This is a genomic window from Shewanella sp. GutDb-MelDb (assembly GCF_002836075.1).
Classification (GTDB): Bacteria; Pseudomonadota; Gammaproteobacteria; order Enterobacterales; family Shewanellaceae; genus Shewanella.
In genome coordinates this window covers 1-19,486 of the sequence record NZ_PJBM01000239.1, presented here as the reverse complement: position 1 = coordinate 19,486, position 19,486 = coordinate 1, and the positions used below count along the sequence as shown (strand labels likewise).

The 19,486-nt window shown below is 43.0% G+C and carries 12 protein-coding genes; 6 read left to right on the top strand and 6 right to left on the bottom strand.

Annotated features, from left to right (window positions below):
• Positions 1–213 precede the first annotated feature (213 nt).
• Complete coding sequence (locus tag CXF82_RS15175) at positions 214–1,530, bottom strand: dicarboxylate/amino acid:cation symporter (protein WP_101089621.1); 1,317 nt, start codon at positions 1,528–1,530, stop codon at positions 214–216.
• A gap of 217 nt (positions 1,531–1,747) precedes the next feature.
• On the opposite strand from CXF82_RS15175, the gene CXF82_RS15170 reads away from it, so the two are divergent.
• Positions 1,748–5,410: an Ig-like domain-containing protein gene (locus tag CXF82_RS15170; protein WP_102044480.1), complete on the top strand. Its 3,663-nt coding sequence runs from the start codon at positions 1,748–1,750 to the stop codon at positions 5,408–5,410.
• A gap of 143 nt (positions 5,411–5,553) precedes the next feature.
• On the opposite strand, the gene astB is transcribed toward CXF82_RS15170, so the two are convergent.
• Positions 5,554–6,891, bottom strand: coding sequence for an N-succinylarginine dihydrolase (gene astB, locus CXF82_RS15165; protein ID WP_102044479.1), 1,338 nt, complete (start codon positions 6,889–6,891; stop codon positions 5,554–5,556).
• Between the two features lie 333 nt (positions 6,892–7,224).
• Between astB and topA the strand changes: the two genes are divergently transcribed.
• Complete coding sequence (topA, locus tag CXF82_RS15160) at positions 7,225–9,936, top strand: type I DNA topoisomerase (protein WP_102044478.1); 2,712 nt, start codon at positions 7,225–7,227, stop codon at positions 9,934–9,936.
• A 148-nt stretch (positions 9,937–10,084) separates the two neighbouring features.
• Here the strand turns inward: topA and CXF82_RS15155 are convergent, their stop codons facing one another.
• Positions 10,085–10,861 (bottom strand): hypothetical protein, encoded by a 777-nt coding sequence (locus CXF82_RS15155; RefSeq protein ID WP_101089625.1) that lies wholly within the window; start codon positions 10,859–10,861, stop codon positions 10,085–10,087.
• Positions 10,862–11,086: 225 nt separating this feature from the next.
• Here CXF82_RS15155 and cysB point away from each other — a divergent pair, with 225 nt between their 5' ends.
• Positions 11,087–12,061 carry an HTH-type transcriptional regulator CysB gene (gene cysB / locus CXF82_RS15150; RefSeq protein WP_101089626.1) on the top strand — a complete coding sequence of 325 codons (975 nt, stop codon included), beginning with the start codon at positions 11,087–11,089 and terminating at the stop codon, positions 12,059–12,061.
• 96 nt (positions 12,062–12,157) lie between these two features.
• Here the strand turns inward: cysB and CXF82_RS15145 are convergent, their stop codons facing one another.
• On the bottom strand, positions 12,158–13,534 hold the full coding sequence (locus tag CXF82_RS15145; protein WP_101089627.1) for an L-serine ammonia-lyase: 1,377 nt from the start codon (positions 13,532–13,534) through the stop codon (positions 12,158–12,160).
• Between the two features lie 380 nt (positions 13,535–13,914).
• Between CXF82_RS15145 and nagZ the strand changes: the two genes are divergently transcribed.
• From nagZ to CXF82_RS15130, 3 genes are all read left to right on the top strand, one after another.
• Positions 13,915–14,928: a beta-N-acetylhexosaminidase gene (gene nagZ, locus CXF82_RS15140; protein WP_102044477.1), complete on the top strand. Its 1,014-nt coding sequence runs from the start codon at positions 13,915–13,917 to the stop codon at positions 14,926–14,928.
• A gap of 78 nt (positions 14,929–15,006) precedes the next feature.
• Positions 15,007–15,546: an alpha/beta hydrolase YcfP gene (gene ycfP, locus CXF82_RS15135; protein WP_102044476.1), complete on the top strand. Its 540-nt coding sequence runs from the start codon at positions 15,007–15,009 to the stop codon at positions 15,544–15,546.
• A gap of 199 nt (positions 15,547–15,745) precedes the next feature.
• The gene (locus CXF82_RS15130) at positions 15,746–16,021 is read left to right on the top strand and encodes an acylphosphatase (protein ID WP_101089630.1); all 276 of its coding nucleotides are present in this window, start codon (positions 15,746–15,748) and stop codon (positions 16,019–16,021) included.
• 36 nt (positions 16,022–16,057) lie between these two features.
• Here CXF82_RS15130 and CXF82_RS15125 read toward each other — a convergent pair whose 3' ends face one another.
• Complete coding sequence (locus CXF82_RS15125) at positions 16,058–17,065, bottom strand: peptidoglycan binding protein CsiV (RefSeq protein WP_102044475.1); 1,008 nt, start codon at positions 17,063–17,065, stop codon at positions 16,058–16,060.
• A 2-nt stretch (positions 17,066–17,067) separates the two neighbouring features.
• Positions 17,068–19,486, bottom strand: a 2,419-nt coding sequence (gene mfd / locus CXF82_RS15120; protein ID WP_102044474.1) for a transcription-repair coupling factor, incomplete at its 5' end; no start/stop codon positions are given.

The window sequence follows — 19,486 nt, the reverse complement described above, 5'->3', positions numbered from 1 at the left end:
ATAAAACCATAAAAACGCCATCGTTTAGTCCTTCTGAACGATGGCTTTTTTATGGTCGGCGATGCATTAAGTTAGCTAAATATGCTGAGCATAGCTTAAAAGTTTTGCCGTTGATGAAGTGATATCATGACGAGGAAACACCGTCACCACCTAGAGCATAAACAACAAAGGCGCCGATATAGGCGCCTTTGTTACACAGATTTTAAGCTTTGCTTACTTCTCTTCAGCGTGAACTTGAGCGTTAAAACCCGGTGCCACTTTACCTGCTTGAGTATTGTTGAAAATATCTTCATCAAACTCATTTTCAGATTTAGCGATCACAACAGTTGCCACTGTATCACCAGTGACGTTAACGGCTGTACGCACCATATCAAGTAATCTATCGACACCGATAATCAGTGCGATACCTTCTACCGGTAGACCGACTTGATTCAGTACCATCGCTAGCATGATAAGTCCGACCCCTGGCACGCCAGCCGTACCAATAGAGGCTAATGTTGCTGTTATCACCACCATGGCGTAATCAGTAATGGTTAAATCAATACCGTAAACTTGCGCAATGAATACCGTTGCCACCCCCTGCATAATCGCGGTGCCATCCATGTTGATGGTAGCCCCTAGCGGTAGCGTGAATGAAGCTATTTTATTATCGACGCCCATGCGGTGTTCAGCGGTTTCAATCGTCACTGGAAGGGTTGCGTTAGAACTTGCGGTACTGAAGGCAAACAACTGTACATCGCGAATCTTTCGAATAAAGGTAAAAGGGTTGAGTCCTGAGAATAACTTTAACAATGTTGGGTAGACGATAAATGCATGGATGAGCAATACGCCAAGGACAACAAAGAAGTACTGCACCACACTGCCAAAGGTCTTCATATCCAGAGTCAATGCCAGTTTAGCCATCAATGCAAATACACCATACGGCGCAAGCTGCATGATTAAGGTAACAACACGCATGATGACTTCATTAAGGTCAGTAAACAATGCTGCAACGCGTTTACCGCGCTCACCAATATGTGAGATTGCAAAACCAAAAATAACCGCAAATATGATGATCTGCAGCATATTACCTTCGCTCATCGCTTGCAGTGGGTTAGTCGGCACAATATTAATAATGACGTCAGCTAAGCTTGGCGCTTGTTTGACATCAAAATGCATGTTCTCCGTCACCATTGTTGCGTGACCAGGATGAATGGCAATGGCGATAAGGATTGCCATTGAGAGTGCGATAGCAGTAGTGAATAGATAAAACGCGAGGGTCTTTCCACCCAGACGACCTAATTTGGAAGGTTCACTTAAAGAACACGTTCCACAGACCAATGATACAAAGACCAAAGGCACCACTAACATTTTCAAACTTGAGATGAATATGGTACCGATGACATTTAAAAAACCTTCGGTGATGTAATCTTTGATGAATTCACTTTCAGGGAAAAGGTTACGAAGAATTAACCCGAGAATAATACCTGACGTCATACCGAGTAAAATTTTACTCGTCAGGCCAAATTTTTTTGTTTTCGTAGCAGACATAGTGCTTCCTGTATAATTTTTATGCTTTCAATTTGCAGATTAAAGCCTAGCAAGAAAGTGCCACAGTTGAAATGGGGTAAAAGTTAAAGTTTTTAATGTTATTTATTAATTTACTGGCTTTCGTTGTAGATAAGTTGCTTAGTAATTGTGTAATGTAAGCTCCTAGGTAATCAGATAATTACCGGATATCATAATCTGAGTAACAGGGAGCCTGACAATGAAGTCAGCTTATAGTATTTTTATTGCGTTAATATGGTCGTTTTTTCTCGTTGGTTGTGGGGGGGGAGGAAGTATATCTTCTGATCCTGACAAACCAAATCCAGAGCCCACAGACGTCATTACCGTCGTGTTGGCAATATCAAATACCGAAATAAATGCTGAAACACCAGCAATTATTACAGCAACAGCTACTAGTAGTATAAATGGTCCTTTGGTTAATACTTTAGTTACCTTTGCGTTAAGTGATGCCGCTATTGGGGCATTTGATCCGGCAGCGGGGACCGCACTCACAAACAGCGAAGGTTTAGCGACTATTGAACTCGCTACGTTGAATATTAAGGGAGCCGGAACCGTATCTGCCAGTGTTGTGGGTATGACTGAAGCACAAACTCCAATTGGTTTTAAAATGGCAGGTGATGGCGGCGACTCTGAAAGTGGCAATCAGCTAGTATTGACCTTAACTGACGCAAGCGGGAATACACTAACAAGCATTAGCCAAGCTGCGCCTGGCGTTGTCAGAGTTACTTATACAAACTCCTCTAATGAAGTATTGGCAAATGAAGTCATTACTTTCACGACGACTTTAGGACACTTTATACCTGAATCAGGTACAGCGTTAACCGATGCAAATGGCCTTGCGACTATTAAGATTGCTGCTGGTACAGTTGAAGGCGCAGGAGTAATTACTGCGACAGCTGGCGAGTTAACCCAGCCTATTGGCTTCGAAACGAAAGGTGATGAAGTAACTGTCAAACCGATTGATGCTTATGTTCTGAGCCTTACCGTTGTTGATTCTGCAAATGCTGAGCTGCGTGAAATATCCAATGTAAGCCCTGGCCAAGTAATCGCGACCTTGTTGAAAGATGGTGTTGCTGCACCGTTTGAAACTATTAGCTTTAATGTTAGTGGAGAGGGAAATATAAACCCTTCATCAGGTTCAGCACTAACAAATACGAATGGTCAAGCTAGTGTAAACCTAATTACTGGAGCTGTTGCAGGTGCGGGAACGATAACTTCAACATATACACTTGATCGTGAATCAATTGATGACGATTATAGTTATAGCGTTACAGGTGATGCTCCTGGCGGTGATGGTGAGGCAAATGAATTAAGCATTGCCTTGACTAATAGTGCAACTGGCGTGCAAACCAATGTGGTTAGTTCGGCAGAGCCAGGAAGAGTAAATATCACTCTTGTTGATAAAGAGGGGTTAGCTATTGCTGGCAAAGTAATTAGCTTTACTAGCACATTAGGTTCTTTCTTACCGAGTAATGGCACTGCGTTAACCGACAGTATTGGCGGTGCATCGATTCTGTTATCAGCTGGTAGCATTGAAGGTGCAGGTGAAGTAACAGCCGTTTATGGTGAAACAAGTGCAAAAGTAGGCTTTCAAACGGCAGGAGATGAAATAGACCCTGTTGAAGCTAGCCCTGAAATAGTATTTAATATTTACAATTGTACTAGTGCTGTTGACTGGGACAAAACGCTGAAAAATTTCGAAGTCTGTACCGTAACTGATAATATCACTAACGATAGTCCAGGTATTATCGGTGCTGTTGTTACTCGCTCAGGGAGTACGCAGCCGTTACAGCAAATACTGGTATCTGCGGGTACAACACTAGGAGCAATTAGTCCTGCTTCTGGCACCGCGATTACAAATTCAGAGGGGAAAGCGGTCCTAGACCTTTATGCAAACGGAGATGTGGGTGCTGGTGAGATTTCTCTTAAAGTGCAAGAGGTTACTAGCACTAAAGCGTTTGAAATTGGACGTGTTGATATTAGTTTAACCATCAGTGCTACCGTTGGGAATAATATTATTCCTGCTGGTGGGTCCACCATTTTGGACGTTACCGTTTTCAACCCCGATGGCAGTTTATCGACTGGACAGCCTTTTCAGCTTGTGTTTACTTCGGAATGTGTTGCAGCCAATACCGCATTTGTTGACTCTCCTGTGATTACAAACGCTGGAAAAGGATTCGCGACATATCGTGCGGCTGGTTGTGAAGGTGTTGACGCCATCACTGTAACAGCTGTTACAGGCGGAAGTTCCGTTTCTGCGACGACTACGGTAACAGTCAATTCTGTTACCGTAGGTGCAATTCAGTATGTTTCGTCAACACCTAAGTTGTTAGCACTTAGAGGGACTGGTGGGATTGCAAGTGGGGGGGCTAGAAGCGAAACCTCAGTCGTTAGTTTTAAGTTGTTGGATGAGTCTAATCAACCCGCGCCAAACGAACTGGTTTGTTTTGAATTAAGCACGGATATGGGTGGAATGACCCTTACTCCAGCGCCGTTGGCTCAAGATTACGCAAATTGTAGCAATATGCCTCAAGTTGGTGATGCCGAGTATCCAGCAGACATTACTTTGCCAAACAAATATGCAGTGGGTTATACCAATGCGGCTGGTGAAGTCAGTACCATAGTTCACTCTGGTGATGTTCCTACTTCAGTTAAAGTCTTTGCCTTATGGTCTGAAAGTAAGAGTAGTGGCCATAATGCGGTAATTTCTAATACTTCTGATGAATTAGCTGTCACTACAGGTATCGCAGACAACGATAGTTTCTCTTTGTCGATGAGTGTTGGTAATCCTGAAGCTTGGAATTACGATAATGAGAAAGTATCAGTCAATATTTTAGCCGCAGATCATTTTAATAATCTTGTGCCAGCCGGAACCACTATTACTTTCAGAACTGAAGGTGGTGGTATTGATGGTTCTTGCTCGACAGGAAAAAAGGATGATGGCAATCCTAATGGCGGCTGTTCAGTTGAGTGGCGTAGCCAAGATCAGCGACCATTTAAAGGTACTGCGGTTATTTGTCCCAATGGTGGCTTTAGTGATGGGGTTAATAGCTCAACAATACCGCCATGTATGGGTAATAATCTTACTCAATTTTTAAACGGTAGTAATTCAGTTATTCCAGAGCCTCGTCCTGGTAGAGCAACTGTGACAGCTTATGCTATTGGCGAGGAAAGTTTTGTTGACTTAAATGGCAATGGTCTTTTCGATAGTGGTGAGTTTTTCTTAGATTTATCTGAAGGATTTACAGATCACAACGAAGATGGGCGCTATCGAAATAAAGCACGCTTCGTTGGTGATGCTGAATTAGTTAACGAGCCAGCAGGTTCAATTAACGAAGAGTTTATTGATTACAATACTGATCAAGTATTCAATGAGGGAGATGATAAGTATACAGGCCTGTTGTGTGCTAAAGGCTCTGAGGCTGATTGCACCAATACTGGTACTGGGAACTTCCAATCTCAACTTAACGTCTTTAGAAACAATACGATTGTAATGTCTGGTAGCGTTCCTTATATGAGGTTAGTCAATATTGACAGCGTAACGGACGTCATATCAACAGCAATCGATATCGATCTTGTTACTAATAGCACAGGCACAGTGTATCTGTTTGTATCAGATGTAAATAATAATACATTGCCATACGGTACAACGATAAGTGCGACAACTGATAATGGTGAACTTATTGGGACAACTGAGTATGAAATAGGTAGTAACATAGCGATGAAGCCATTTGTTTACTCATTTACATTAAGCCGAGAATCTTCACCAAATCAAAAAACAGATGGTATCTTAGTGATCACAGTGAAAACACCGAAAGGTGATGCTTCATCTGTTTCTATTGGTGTGAGTGATGCGGGTTAAAGCTCTAGATATTGAGTCCAATAAGAACATGTAGCTTTTAGACATGAAAAAAACGGTTCCTTGCGGAATCGTTTTTTTATTATGTGCATTTAGGTAGTAAAAATCTACCTAAATGCAGTTGGTAGTTTTTTGGTTGAAAGCAATTACTTCTGGAACTGATACACACTGCCTAGCTTCATGATCTGTGTGAGTTCATCAAGTGCTGTACGAGATTCCATCAGTAACAGCGGGTCAGCTAAATCAGCCACTGATAAGCGATCACGGTAATTATTATCAACCCATAAGTTTAGTCGCGTAAACAACGCATCGTTCATCAGGGTATTTTGGTTAACAGCGGCCACTTCATTTTGATTCATCGCCACGCGTAGTCGCAGACATGCTGGCCCGCCGCCATTTTGCATGCTCTGCTTCACATCAAAGTAATGGACCTGTTTTATCGGTGAACCTAACGTGACCAACTCGCTTAAGTAGGCATGTACAGCGGGGTTTTCCTGGCAGTTAGTCGGCGCAATGATTGCCATTTCACCAGACGGTAATGTGACCACTTGAGTATTGAACAGGTAGGTTCTTACCGCATCTTGGATCGCGACTTTTGCCGTTGGTACTTCGACAAAATGTAATGGTGATTCACCAAACTTTTGTTTTATCTCTTCAAATTTAGCTTGTGTATTTAAAAATGCTTGCTCATGATAAAAAAGAACGTTTTGATTACCGACTGCAATGACGTCGTTATGAAACACACCTTGATCAATGACATCTGGATTTTGTTGCATGTATACCGTGCCGTCATCATCTAATTGATGCAGACGAGCAATGGCTTGGGACGCTTCTAATGTTTGACGTGCTGGAAACTTTTGTGGTTTCGGCGCAGAAGGATTCGTCGCTTCTTGACCGTAAACGAATAGTTCAATACCGGCATGACCATATTCACTGCAAAGACGAGTATGGTTGGCTGCACCTTCATCACCAAAACTTGCGTGTTCAGGTAAATGTTGGTGGTGCTTGAAATAACGGCTATCGTTAAATGTAGCTTGAAGAATATTACCTGTAGTCACAGGTTCGATGCTGCGATGAAGTTTATCGACTAAGTTTGCTGGAGTGAAATGCAATTTACCGTCGTGAGTATCGGCGCTCGGTGATACCGTTGCGGCGTTTGCAGTCCACATGCTTGAGGCACTGCAGCATGCGCGTAACAACGCAGGAGCTTCTTTAGCAGCTTTATTTAATACTGCGGCATCTGAGCCGGTAAAACCGATTCTACGCAGTGTGTGAAGGTCTGGGCGCTCTTGAGGGGCAAGCATACCTTGTACTAAACCTAAGTCTGCAAGTGCTTTGGCTTTTTTGATCCCTTGTTTGGCAGCATCTTTAGGGCTAGATGTCGCGGCGGCGTTGTTTAAAGAGGCAACGTTGCCGAATGATAAACCCGCGTAATTATGTGTTGGGCCAACAAGTCCGTCGAAATTGGCTTCAAAATGCTTCATTCTTTATCCTTTAGGGTAGCTCAGGTGCTATTTCTATTCCTGAGTTGTAATTATTGAGCTCAGTATACTTAAGCTCAAAGCCTAAACAAGCTGGGTATAATTTATAAAAATGGTGAATTTGCATCAAAATTCACAACTAATACTTACTTGATGACTAATAATGAAATATTAGTTTTTAAATAAGCACTAATTTTTTTCACATTTATTTCAAAAACGCTTGAAAATGGTACTCCAGTTCAAATAAAAGAGGGATTAGCTTGAAAGTTTTTACACAACCCTCTATATATGGGGAAAATTTTCAGAGTTTTGAAACTTGTTGGCGCAAAGTAATCTATGGGTAAATCGTTAGTAATCGTCGAATCACCGGCCAAAGCCAAGACTATTAATAAATATCTAGGCAAAGATTTCATCGTTAAGTCGAGTGTAGGTCACATCCGTGATCTTCCTACATCGTCGAGTCAAGACGCTAAGGTGATCAGTAAAACACCAGCTGAAGTCAAGAAGATGTCTCCAGAGGAGAAGGCTGAATATAAGAGTTTAAAAGCTAAACAAGCTTTAGTCGCACGCATGGGAGTAGACCCCGACAACGGTTGGAAAGCGATATATCAAACGCTTCCAGGCAAAGAGAAAGTTGTAAAAGAGTTACAAGCACTCGCTGAATCTGCTGACCACATCTATCTCGCAACCGATTTGGATAGAGAGGGGGAGGCTATTGCATGGCATCTCCAACAAGTGATTGGTGGAGACGAGTCACGCTATCAACGCGTTGTGTTCAATGAAATCACTAAATCAGCGATTCAAGACGCATTTAGTCAGCCGTCGGTGCTGGACACCAATATGGTCAATGCGCAGCAAGCGCGTCGATTCTTGGACCGTGTCGTTGGTTTTATGGCTTCACCGTTGCTTTGGAAAAAAGTGGCGCGTGGTTTATCTGCGGGTCGAGTTCAGTCAGTCGCCGTTCGGTTGGTTGTTGAGCGTGAGAGCGAAATTAAAGCGTTTGTGCCTGAAGAGTTTTGGGATGTTCATGCTGAGTTAAATACCTTAGCCGATGACATGCTAAAAATGCAGGTAGTTAAGTACCAGGACAAAGCTTTTAACCCGGTGACTCAAGCTGAAGCTGACACTGCAGTAAGTGCATTGTCGCAGTCTAGTTTTGTTGTCGCAGCACGTGAAGACCGTGCAACGCAAAGCAAGCCGTCAGCACCTTATATCACCTCAACGCTGCAGCAAGCTGCAAGTACGCGTTTAGGTTATGGTGTTAAAAAGACCATGATGATGGCGCAGCGCTTATACGAAGCGGGCCATATTACCTATATGCGTACCGATTCAACCAACTTAAGCCAAGAAGCACTAGATAATGTGCGCGAAATGATTGGTAAAGATTTTGGTGACAAGTATTTGCCTGAAGCTCCAATTCGCTATGGTAGCAAAGAGGGTGCACAAGAGGCTCACGAAGCGATTCGTCCGTCGAATGTGAAAGTAACAGCTGCATCTTTGAGTGATATGGAGCGTGATGCTCAGCGTTTGTATGAGCTGATCTGGCGTCAATTCGTGTCATGTCAGATGACGCCTGCAAAGTATGACGCTAGTCGTCTTACGGTAAAAGCGGGTGACTACGAGCTAAAAGCCACTGGACGTACATTACGTTTTGACGGTTGGACGCGAGTTCAAATTGCCGTTAAGAAAAAGAACGAAGAAGACAATACACTGCCTGTCGTCGCTAAAGGCGATAAAGTTGAGCTTAAAGAACTCTTCCCTAAGCAGCACTTTACTAAGCCAGCGGCACGTTATAGTGAAGCTTCATTAGTTAAAGAGCTGGAAAAAAGGGGTATTGGTCGTCCGTCTACTTACGCAACGATTATTTCGACCATTCAAGATAGAGGCTACGTTAAGGTTGATAACCGTCGTTTCTATGCTGAGAAAATGGGTGAGATTGTCAGTGACAGACTTGTCGGCAGCTTCCAAGATTTAATGAGTTATGATTTCACCGCAAGCATGGAGCAGACGTTAGATGATGTTGCTCAAGGCAAGCTGGATTGGAAGAAAGTACTCGATGGTTTTTATAAGGACTTTACCAAGCAGTTAGAGCACGCTGAATTACCACCTGAAGAGGGCGGTATGCGCCCTAATGAGATGGTACTGACAGATATTAAGTGTCCTACCTGTGAGCGTCCAATGGGAATTCGCACCGGTACAACGGGTGTATTCCTAGGATGTTCAGGTTATGCATTGCCACCTAAAGAGCGTTGTAAGACGACCTTAAACTTAACGCCTGGCGAAGAAGCGGTAAGTGAAAGCGGTGAAGATGCGGAAACTGAAGCATTACGAGCGAAACATCGCTGTGGTATATGCGGCACTGCAATGGATAGCTACCTCATTGATGAAAAACGTAAATTGCACATTTGTGGTAATAACCCAACGTGTGAAGGTTTTGAAATCGAAGAGGGACAGTTTAAGATTAAAGGCTATGAAGGGCCACTTATTGAGTGCGATCGTTGTCAAAGCGATATGGAACTTAAAAATGGTCGTTTTGGTAAATATTTTGGTTGCACTAATTCTGAATGTAAGAATACGCGTAAATTGCTAAAAAGCGGTGAAGCAGCGCCACCAAAAGAAGACCCAATTCACCTGCCAGACCTTAAATGTATTAAGTCTGATGCATATTTTGTATTACGAGATGGCGCCGCAGGGATCTTCCTTGCTGCCAGCACTTTCCCTAAGTCGCGTGAAACGCGTGGCCCATTAGTGGAAGAGCTGGTGAAGTACCGAGAGCTGTTATGGCCTAAGTACGCTTTCCTTGCTGATGCACCGGTTGCTGATGATGATGGTAATTTAGCGTCTGTGCGCTTTAGCCGAAAGACAAAAGAGCAATACGTTGCGACTGATGTTGATGGTAAAGCGACGGGGTGGAATGCCAAGTTTATTGACGGTAAGTGGGTTGCTGAAGCTAAGGCAAAGGCAAAACCTAAAGCCAAAGCTAAGCCTAAAGCCAAAGCGAAGCCAAAGGCTAAAGCAAAACCTAAAGCAGAACCTGAAGCAGAGTAATGTACTAGGTTTGCAAGCTTAATAAAAAGCCCCGAATATATCGGGGCTTTTTAATGTCTTTTTTATACTCAAGTTGTTTGAGTATATTTGGTCAATTGTCTAGCTTCTGATTAGACCAATGACCATTTTTCGCATATTGTATCAATGACTACCACTTCCGTTTTGGCTGGAACAGCACGTCAATGTCATCTTCATCTGCTTTAGGTTTGGCAACTTGTGGCTGGGCTAATTTCTGTGCCCCCATAATCTCGTCTAACATTGTTTTAGCTTCATCGACTTTTTTTGCAATGAAAGGATCATTGGGCGTTTGTGCTTTAATGGTATGCAAGGTCGACAAAGCTTTGGTGACCATCTGCTTGGCGGATCCGTACTGCTTCATAAAGCAAGCTGCTCTTCCTCTTGCAAGCATTGAGTCAACGTTAATTCTAAGTTGAAGGTTGTCTATGGTCTGCTCTTCTTGGCTAAAGATAGCGGGCTCTACTCGTCCCTTATTATGCTCAGATCTGAGTATTGCTTTCATTTTCTTAAGCGTCTGAACTAACGTGAGCACTTGTCTATCATTATCAGGTAGCCTAAACAGCTCAATGGCAGGAGTAGACTTAGGAGCATTGTTGAGTACTTCTATCTGGCTGCGCAAATCGTATAGTCGGCGTTCATAATCATTTTTTTGCGCAGGGGATAATGAGGCGGCAATATTGAGTGCTTCTTCTATTCTTTTATATAGCACGAGTATTATATTACTGGAACAAGGAATAAGCCCAGTGTTAGAAAGCACATCTTCTGTTTCATCAATGATCGCCCTCTGTCGAGCAAGCTCTGTGCGTCTCTCAGCTTCCACACGTGCTTTTTGTTGTTGAATGATGCTAATGCCGATAATAAGTAGCAGTAAAACACCGATCAAGACAAAGACTGAAACGATAATCATAGAGGGTCCAAATATTTTACAGTGCTTTTAATGCTACTATAAATCAACATTCTAGGATAGTCACTTCATCATGGTTTGGCTATTATCAGTTCGCAGGAGTTGACTATTGTGCTATATTCCATTTAAGTATAATTATTCGGTTATACTATAACGAATAATTATACTAAATGCGTCATTGCTTATCTATTCATGGATCTGTAAGCCTACCAAAGAGAAGGACTAAAGATGAAGTTGCAGCAACTTAGATATATTGCAGAGGTGGTTAACCATAACCTCAATGTTTCTGCGACCGCGGAAAACCTCTATACTTCTCAACCTGGTATTAGTAAGCAAGTGCGTATGCTTGAAGATGAACTGGGTATTCAAATTTTTGGCCGTAGTGGTAAGCATTTAACCCATGTTACGCCTGCTGGTCTGCAGGTGATTAGCATCGCTAATGACATTCTGGGTAAAGTAGAAAGCATTAAGAAAGTGGCAGAGGAATACACTAAGCCTGATCAAGGTGAATTGAATATTGCCACCACAGATACTCAAGCCCGTTATGCTTTACCGCATATTATTCAAGGATTTATTGATCGCTACCCTAAGGTTAACCTGCATATGCATCAAGGCACACCATCACAGATCAGTGAATTGGCTGCCCGTGGTGATGCAGATTTTGCCATTGCCACTGAAGCGATGCACCTTTATAGCGATCTTATTATGTTGCCGTGTTATCACTGGAACCGCTCAATAGTGGTAACCCGTGATCACCCGTTAGCCTCTAGAAGCCATATCAGCATTGAAGATCTCGGTCGTTTCCCATTAGTCACTTATGTATTTGGTTTTGATCGCGCCTCAGAGATTGAAAAGTCATTTAACCGCGCAGGTCTTGAGCCACGTGTTGTCTTTAGTGCAACCAGTGCCGATGTGCTTAAAACGTATGTTAGATTAGGTTTAGGTGTTGGTGTGATTGCTTCAATGGCAATAGACGAGCATATGGATAAAGATTTAGTCGCTATTGATGCAAGCCACCTGTTTGCTCACAGTACCACCAAGATTGGCTTCAGAAAGGGTAATTTCTTAAGAACTTACATGTACGACTTTATTGAGCATTTTGCACCTCATTTAACTCGTACGGTTGTCGAAAAAGCCGTCGGTTTGCGGGATGCACAGCAGATTGAAGCGATGTTTGAAGATATGCAACTGCCAGTCAGGTAGTTAAGCTCAATGACGAACCGTCATTGAGTCAACAGCGTTCAATAGCCCATAAAAAAACCTCGCAATAGCGAGGTTTTTTTATGGAAAGAGTGTGAATTAACACTCTACGATATTAACAGCCAAGCCACCTTTAGCGGTTTCTTTATACTTGCTACGCATATCTTTACCGGTATCCATCATCGTCTTGATGACTTTGTCTAGAGACACTTTGTGGTTACCATCTCCGCGCATTGCCATGCGCGAAGCGTTAATGGCTTTAACTGCGCCCATTGCGTTACGTTCAATGCAGGGAACTTGTACTAAACCACCGACAGGATCGCACGTTAAGCCCAAGTTATGCTCCATGCCGATTTCAGCGGCATTTTCAACATGCTCTATAGTACCGCCCATGATCTCGGTTAACGCAGCTGCGGCCATTGAACAAGCCACACCGACTTCGCCTTGGCAGCCGACTTCAGCACCTGAGATTGATGCGTTCTTTTTGTAAAGAATACCAATAGCAGCTGCAGTAAGCAGGTAACGACAACAAACGTCCATATCCACTTCTTGCACGAACATATCGTAATAGCTAAGGACGGCTGGAATGATGCCTGCTGCGCCGTTTGTGGGAGCGGTGACAACGCGATCGCCAGCCGCATTTTGCTCATTGACTGAAAGCGCAAATAAGTCTACCCAGTCCATGGCAGTAAAAGGATCTACCACGCTTTTACCTTCCGCTTTTAAGCGACGATAAAGCGATGGCGCACGGCGTCTTAGCTTTAATCCACCGGGCAAGATACCCTCTTTTTGGTAACCACGTTCAACACAGGACTTCATGGTTTGCCAAATTTCCCACAGCTGTTTCTGTATGGCGTCAGAGTCATTGATACTGAGCTCATTAGCCATCATTAATGATGAAATACTAAAGCCGTTTTCGGTACAGAGTTCAAGAAGTTGTTGAGCTGACTCAAAATCATAAGGAGCAGATTTGATGGGGGTAGCTGGAGAGGCATCTTGGGCTTTGATTTCATCTTCATCCAAAATAAAGCCACCACCAACAGAGTAGTAGGTACGCTCATAGATGCATTTCCCGTCAGTATAAGCATAAAGGGTCATGGCATTAGCATGAGCGGGTAGGCTTTTACGTCGATGGTAGGTGACACCGTTTGCACGAGAAAATTTCACTTCACGGCCATCACTCAACAATAGCTTTTCATTATTGCTAACATTTTCTAAAATAGCGTCAATCTTATCGGTATCAACGGTATCAGGTGCTTCTCCCATCAAGCCGAGTATAACGGCTTTACCGGTGCCATGGCCTTTACCTGTTTGACCTAATGAACCGAACAGCTCTGAACGTAACTCATCAATCGTTTCAAAAAGACCTTGTTTGGTGAGATCTTTAATAAATATGTTACCCGCTTTCATCGGGCCTACAGTATGTGAACTTGATGGGCCAATGCCTATCTTGAACATGTCGAATACACTAATCATGCTAAACCTTTATTGTTCTAGTTATACCCAATATCACTAAGATCATTACCGTGTGGTTAATTGAACATATGGTTGTATATGTCGATTAATCAGCGTAAAAAACTTATGCTTAATGTTAATCTTAGTTGCTTGAATTAATTGGTGTAAAAAGTATCCCATACTTTTTCTTTTTATATAGCATTAGTTTTTTTTAATTTAGTTATAAAGCATTAGAAAAACTAATTTTGGTGTGGCATGTGTAATTTGTAATGTCACGTTTAGCTTTACGCGAATAAAGCATTATTTAACAATGATATGGGTTGTTATTCTTGAGCCTTTTTTGCGTTTTTTTGCTCCTTTTTTTGCATGGGTACTACCCTTAATGAATTTTTAGAGGTCATATGAGTTATTTGATGTTAGATGTTGAGTCAACATTTTTAAGTGATGATGAAGCAAAACAACTATCCCACCCAATGATTGGTGGCCTTATCTTGTTTAGCCGTAACTATGCCGATCGCAACCAATTGATACTGCTCATTCAGTCTATAAGGGCTGTTCGTGCTGATATTTTAATTGCGGTCGACCAAGAGGGGGGGCGGGTACAACGTTTTAGAGACGATTTCACCATATTACCCGCAATGGGCGATATATTACCTGCGGCTAAAGGCGATCTCAGACTGGCAAGCACTTGGGCGACAGAGCTTGGATTTTTAATGGCAATAGAGCTACTCGCAATCGATATCGATTTGAGCTTTGCCCCTGTGCTTGATCTCAATGGTGTTAGCCAAGTGATTGGCAAGCGTAGTTTTAGTGATAATAAAGCTGAGGTCGAATTACTCGCAAATGCATTTATTACTGGAATGGAGCAAGCTGGAATGGCAAGTGTGGGTAAGCATTTTCCAGGGCATGGCAGTGTCGAGGCTGATTCGCACATCGCTAAACCAGTTGACTTGAGATCAAAAGAGGCTATTTTTGCTAATGACATGCAGCCGTTTAAACAGCTGATAGCGAAGGAACGACTGCAAGGGATCATGCCTGCACATGTTATTTATCCTAATGTTGATGCAAACCCCGCTGGCTTCTCTACTTTTTGGCTGCAAGATGTGCTGCGTAAAGAACTTGGGTTTAACGGCGTGATCTTCTCTGATGACCTAGGGATGAAAGGAGCCGCTGTTGCTGGAGGCTATTGTGCGCGGGCGCAGGCTGCCATTGATGCAGGTTGCAACATGATATTGGTCTGTAACGACAGTTTAGGCGCTACCGAAGTACTCCATGGTGTGAATTGGCCTAAGCAAGAGCAAGAGATCACTGCTAACCAGTTAAAACCTAATCTGTTGGTTGTGGCGAATGCACTGCAAGATAATGAACGTTGGGAAAAAGCGAAGGCAATTGCTGCTAAAATTTTAAAAAATTGATGCAGCGCAACGAACTCTATCGCTTAGCTTGTTAGGTTAGCTCTTATTAATATACTCGCATAGACAGAGGAGCGTTATATGATCCTGTATTTACATGGGTTTGATGCAACCAGCCCCGGTAATCACGATAAAATGCGTCAACTGCAATTTATTGACGAAGATGTGCGTTTGGTTAGTTACAGTACGCAGCATCCTAGAAATGATATGCAGTATTTATTGAATGAAGTGAGCAAACATATTATTGCTTCAGATGATCCATCACCACTCATTATTGGTGTTGGTTTAGGGGCTTTTTGGGCGGAAAGGATCGGTTTCTTGAACAAGATTAAGTCAGTATTGATTAATCCCAACCTTACCCCACAGCACAATATGGTGAGCAAAATAGACCGGCCAGAAGAGTACGCTGATATTGCCAATAAATGTATTACTGATTTTCGTGATCTTAACCGTCAAAAAGCACTTTGTATTTTGGCGCGAAATGATGAAGTTAATGATAACGATGCTACTGCTAATCAATTACAAGATTATTACGATATCGTATGGGATGAAGAACAGAGCCACAAGTTTACTTCGCTTGCTGCGCAGTTAAATAGGATCAAGGCTTTTAAAGCTGGTTAAGCTATTTTATTGATAGGTGATTGTAATCCACTAAAGCCATTTGAGTTTAGTGGATTTATGTGTCTGCACAACTTTGCTCAATGGTGAACTATAGGCTAAGTTGTTAAAAGCAGCCTAAGCCTTGCGCTGGGTGAATGAGTGGTTAGCAGCAAACATTATTCTCTCTACATAGACTGATATTACGGAGTGGGTGTTAATTATGAAGCGCGTCATTATTAAGATCACTGGAAAGGTTCAAGGTGTCTCTTTTCGTCAAAAAACATTGCTTCAAGCGACGACACTGGGTCTAACCGGTTATGTGAGTAATATTGCTGATGGCTCAGTTCAAGTGCTTGCACAAGGTAGCTACCCTGCAGTTGATAAGTTGATTAATTGGTGTCAAAGCGGCGCACCGCTAGCCAAAGTCGATAGGGTTTATGTTGAAGATGACGAGGCAGATGATATCTACCTCGACTTTTCTATTGTGCAGTTGTAGTGAGCGATACCCAACACGTTGGGGAATATATTCGCTTTAAAAGCGGTTTGCTTCACTGGTGCTACTGATACGATTAGTCATATCAATCTCAGTTTGCGCGGTAGGTTGTTCCATTTTTCGGATCTGAATGATCATTCCCATCTTCGGGTGGTCAAAGTAATGCACTTCGTCGCTTCTAACACGCCTATTTTGTTTCATAGGAATCGAATACAAAAAGGGAGTTGTTACAGATCCAGTTTCCGCTGTGAGGTTATCACTGCTAAAACTTTCTGGGTCGTGATAAGCCAAGGTAACCGTTTTCTCACCCTCCTGACGTAAATTAAATGCAGTTTCTATGAACAGATAATGTTCAAGATAGATGTTAAGAGTCCCATCTAGCTTCCATACTGGTTTTTTGGTATCAGCTAATAAACCACTGCTCATAAAATCAAACTGTGGCAATTCGTCGTTTAAATTACTGAGCTGCAGTGGTTGTCCATTTTGCTCATAATCCTTGGAGTAATCATTTCCAGAATATAATTTAACGGGAATGGCTTTGTTTCTTGGAAGCATGGATTGCTGCCATGTCATATGCAGTAGGCTTTTATTGCCTTTCTCTCGTTTTAATGTCGCGATAATGTCTTTAAATTGGCTTTGGCTTTCTGCCAATAAAACAGCGCCATCGCCTAAATAAGCGGTCGCGGGTTTAGGTGCTGCAATCAGCATCGGGATGTCCGCTACCGATTTAACTTGGTTATTTGAGTTAAGCTGCTCATTACAATTTAGGCTGTCAGTTGCCCAATCCGCAGAGGTACAGCCATTAAGCCCCATATTAACTGCGGTTAAATCAGTACTCACCATCGGGGTAATAAAATCGACAGTTTTACGTTGACGTGAGTTAATGACTTCATCTGGCCATTGCTCAGTTGTAGGCGCGTTGTGCTCATATAGGTAGATCTCGACTTCAAACCAGCGCTCTTCTTGGGCAAAGGCTGTTGTCGACAGACTAGAAATAACGCTAGCAGCGAGGGCGATTATTAACTTATTTGTTGATAGTCTAAACACGATTATTCTCCAATGCGATGTTGAGACAACTGTTCAAGTAACAGTTTTATGAGTGCTAGCCTATCTTTGGCTGATTCTGATGGCATGCTGAATTTTAGCTTATTGGGGCCATCCATTCGATATATTTGCGGCTGGTTTTGCAATAAACCAATAATAAAGGTGGGATCCACTTTATTATTGTCGCCAAATTCTATGCTACCACCTTTTGCATGCATTTCGATCTTTCGAAGACCCAGTTGCGTAGCAAGGTGCTTATAGAGTGTTAGCGCCATTAGGTTCTTAGTGGGCTCGGGCAACATACCGAAACGGTCAATAAACTCAACTTTTAATTCATCGACGGCTTTCTCTGTTTTACAGTTAGCGATGCGTTTGTATAGCGAAAGACGCATATTAACATCACTGACATAATCTTCAGGTAATAGGGCTGGGATCCGCAACTCGATTTCACTTTGTTGACGCAGCATCTGATCGAGAGACGGTTCTTTACCGTCTTTGAGCATCTTAACGGCCTCTTCAAGCATCTCCATATAAAGGGTGAAACCTATCTTAGAGATATGACCACTTTGCTCGTCACCGAGCAATTCGCCTGCGCCGCGGATCTCTAAATCCTGGGTTGCCAACATAAATCCAGCACCAAGATCTTCGAGTGCGCCAATGGCTTCTAATCGCTTACGCGCATCTTTAGTCATGCTTTTAGGATGTGGTGTCATCAAATAGGCATATGCTTGGTGATGCGAGCGACCAACACGGCCTCGCAATTGATGCAGCTGCGCTAAACCAAACTTGTCTGCTCGTTCAATTACAATGGTGTTTGCTGATGGAACATCAATACCGGTTTCAATAATCGTGGTACAGACTAATACATTAAAGCGTTGATGATAAAAATCAGACATCACTCGCTCGAGTTCGCGTTCACGCATCTGTCCGTGTGCAGTTACAACACGTGCTTCGGGTAGCAGCTCACTTATTTCTGCAGCCCTTTTTTCAATCGTTTCCACGCTATTATGTAAGAAATAGACTTGGCCACCACGTAAAATCTCACGAAGGAGCGCTTCTCTAATCGTAGCTTCATCATATTCACGGATAAAGGTTTTTACGGCTAAACGCTTGGCGGGGGGGGTGGCGATAATCGACAAGTCACGCATGCCTGACATCGCCATGTTTAATGTGCGTGGGATCGGCGTGGCGGTAAGGGTAAGGATATCGACATTGGCACGCAGTGCCTTAATCTTCTCTTTTTGTCGCACGCCAAAACGGTGCTCTTCGTCAATAACCAGTAAGCCTAAGTTCTCGAACTTAGCCTCTGATTGCAACAGCTTGTGAGTACCTATCACAATATCCACTTTGCCATTGGTTAAGTCTTTCATGACCTGGGTTTGTTCTTTGGCTGTTTTGAAACGTGACATAACCTCTATCTTAAAAGGCCAATCAGCAAAACGGTCTTGGAAATTTTCGAAATGTTGCTGTGCAAGTAGAGTCGTTGGGACCAGAATGGCCACTTGTTTACCGTCATTAACGGCCACAAATGCGGCGCGCATCGCCACTTCTGTTTTACCGAAACCCACATCGCCACAGACTAATCTGTCCATTGCCATGGGGGTGCGCATATCTTCTATAACTGCTGATATCGCAGTTTCTTGATCGACGGTTTCTTCAAACGGGAAGCTACCGGCAAATTGTGCGTACTCTTCTTGGTCAATATGACATGCCTCACCCGGCCTTGATTGCCTGCGGGCATAAACATCTAATAATTCAGCCGCGACGTCACGAATTTTCTCAATGGCTTTGCGTTTCGCTTTAGTCCAGCTTTCGTTACCTAACTTATTGAGGTTTGCCTCTTCATCGGGGCCAACACTGTAGCGACTGATGAGGTGTAAAGAGGACACGGGAACATAAAGTTTGTCACCGCCAGAATACTCAAGCACGAGATATTCGGCAACAAGCCCACCGGTATCAAGTGTTTCTAGGCCTTGATAGCGCGCTACACCATGATCTAGATGGACTATTGGTTGGCCCACTTTTAGCTCAGCAAGGTTTTTAACCAGTGCATCACTACTGATCTGGCGTTGTTTGTCTCGACGGCGGCGCTGCGATATGCGTTGACCAAACAGCTCCGTTTCGCAAATTAAGCTGAATTTTCCACCGGTCTTTTTCTCAATCACACAACCTTGAGACAGGGGTGAAACAATCAGCCCTAATTTGGTTTTACTGGCAGCAAATTCGTTAAAGTGGCTAAATAGCTTTGGCTTTAGTTTTATCTTGCCGAGCAGCTCTAAAAGGGCTTCACGGCGACCTTCTGATTCGGCACTGAATAACATCCTCTCGCCTAAGGCGGCATACTCTTCAAGGAGCAAAAGAGGTTGTTTCAGTTTATGATTTGCAGCTAGGTCAGGCAGTTTTAATGCTTTTGCCTCAATCGCG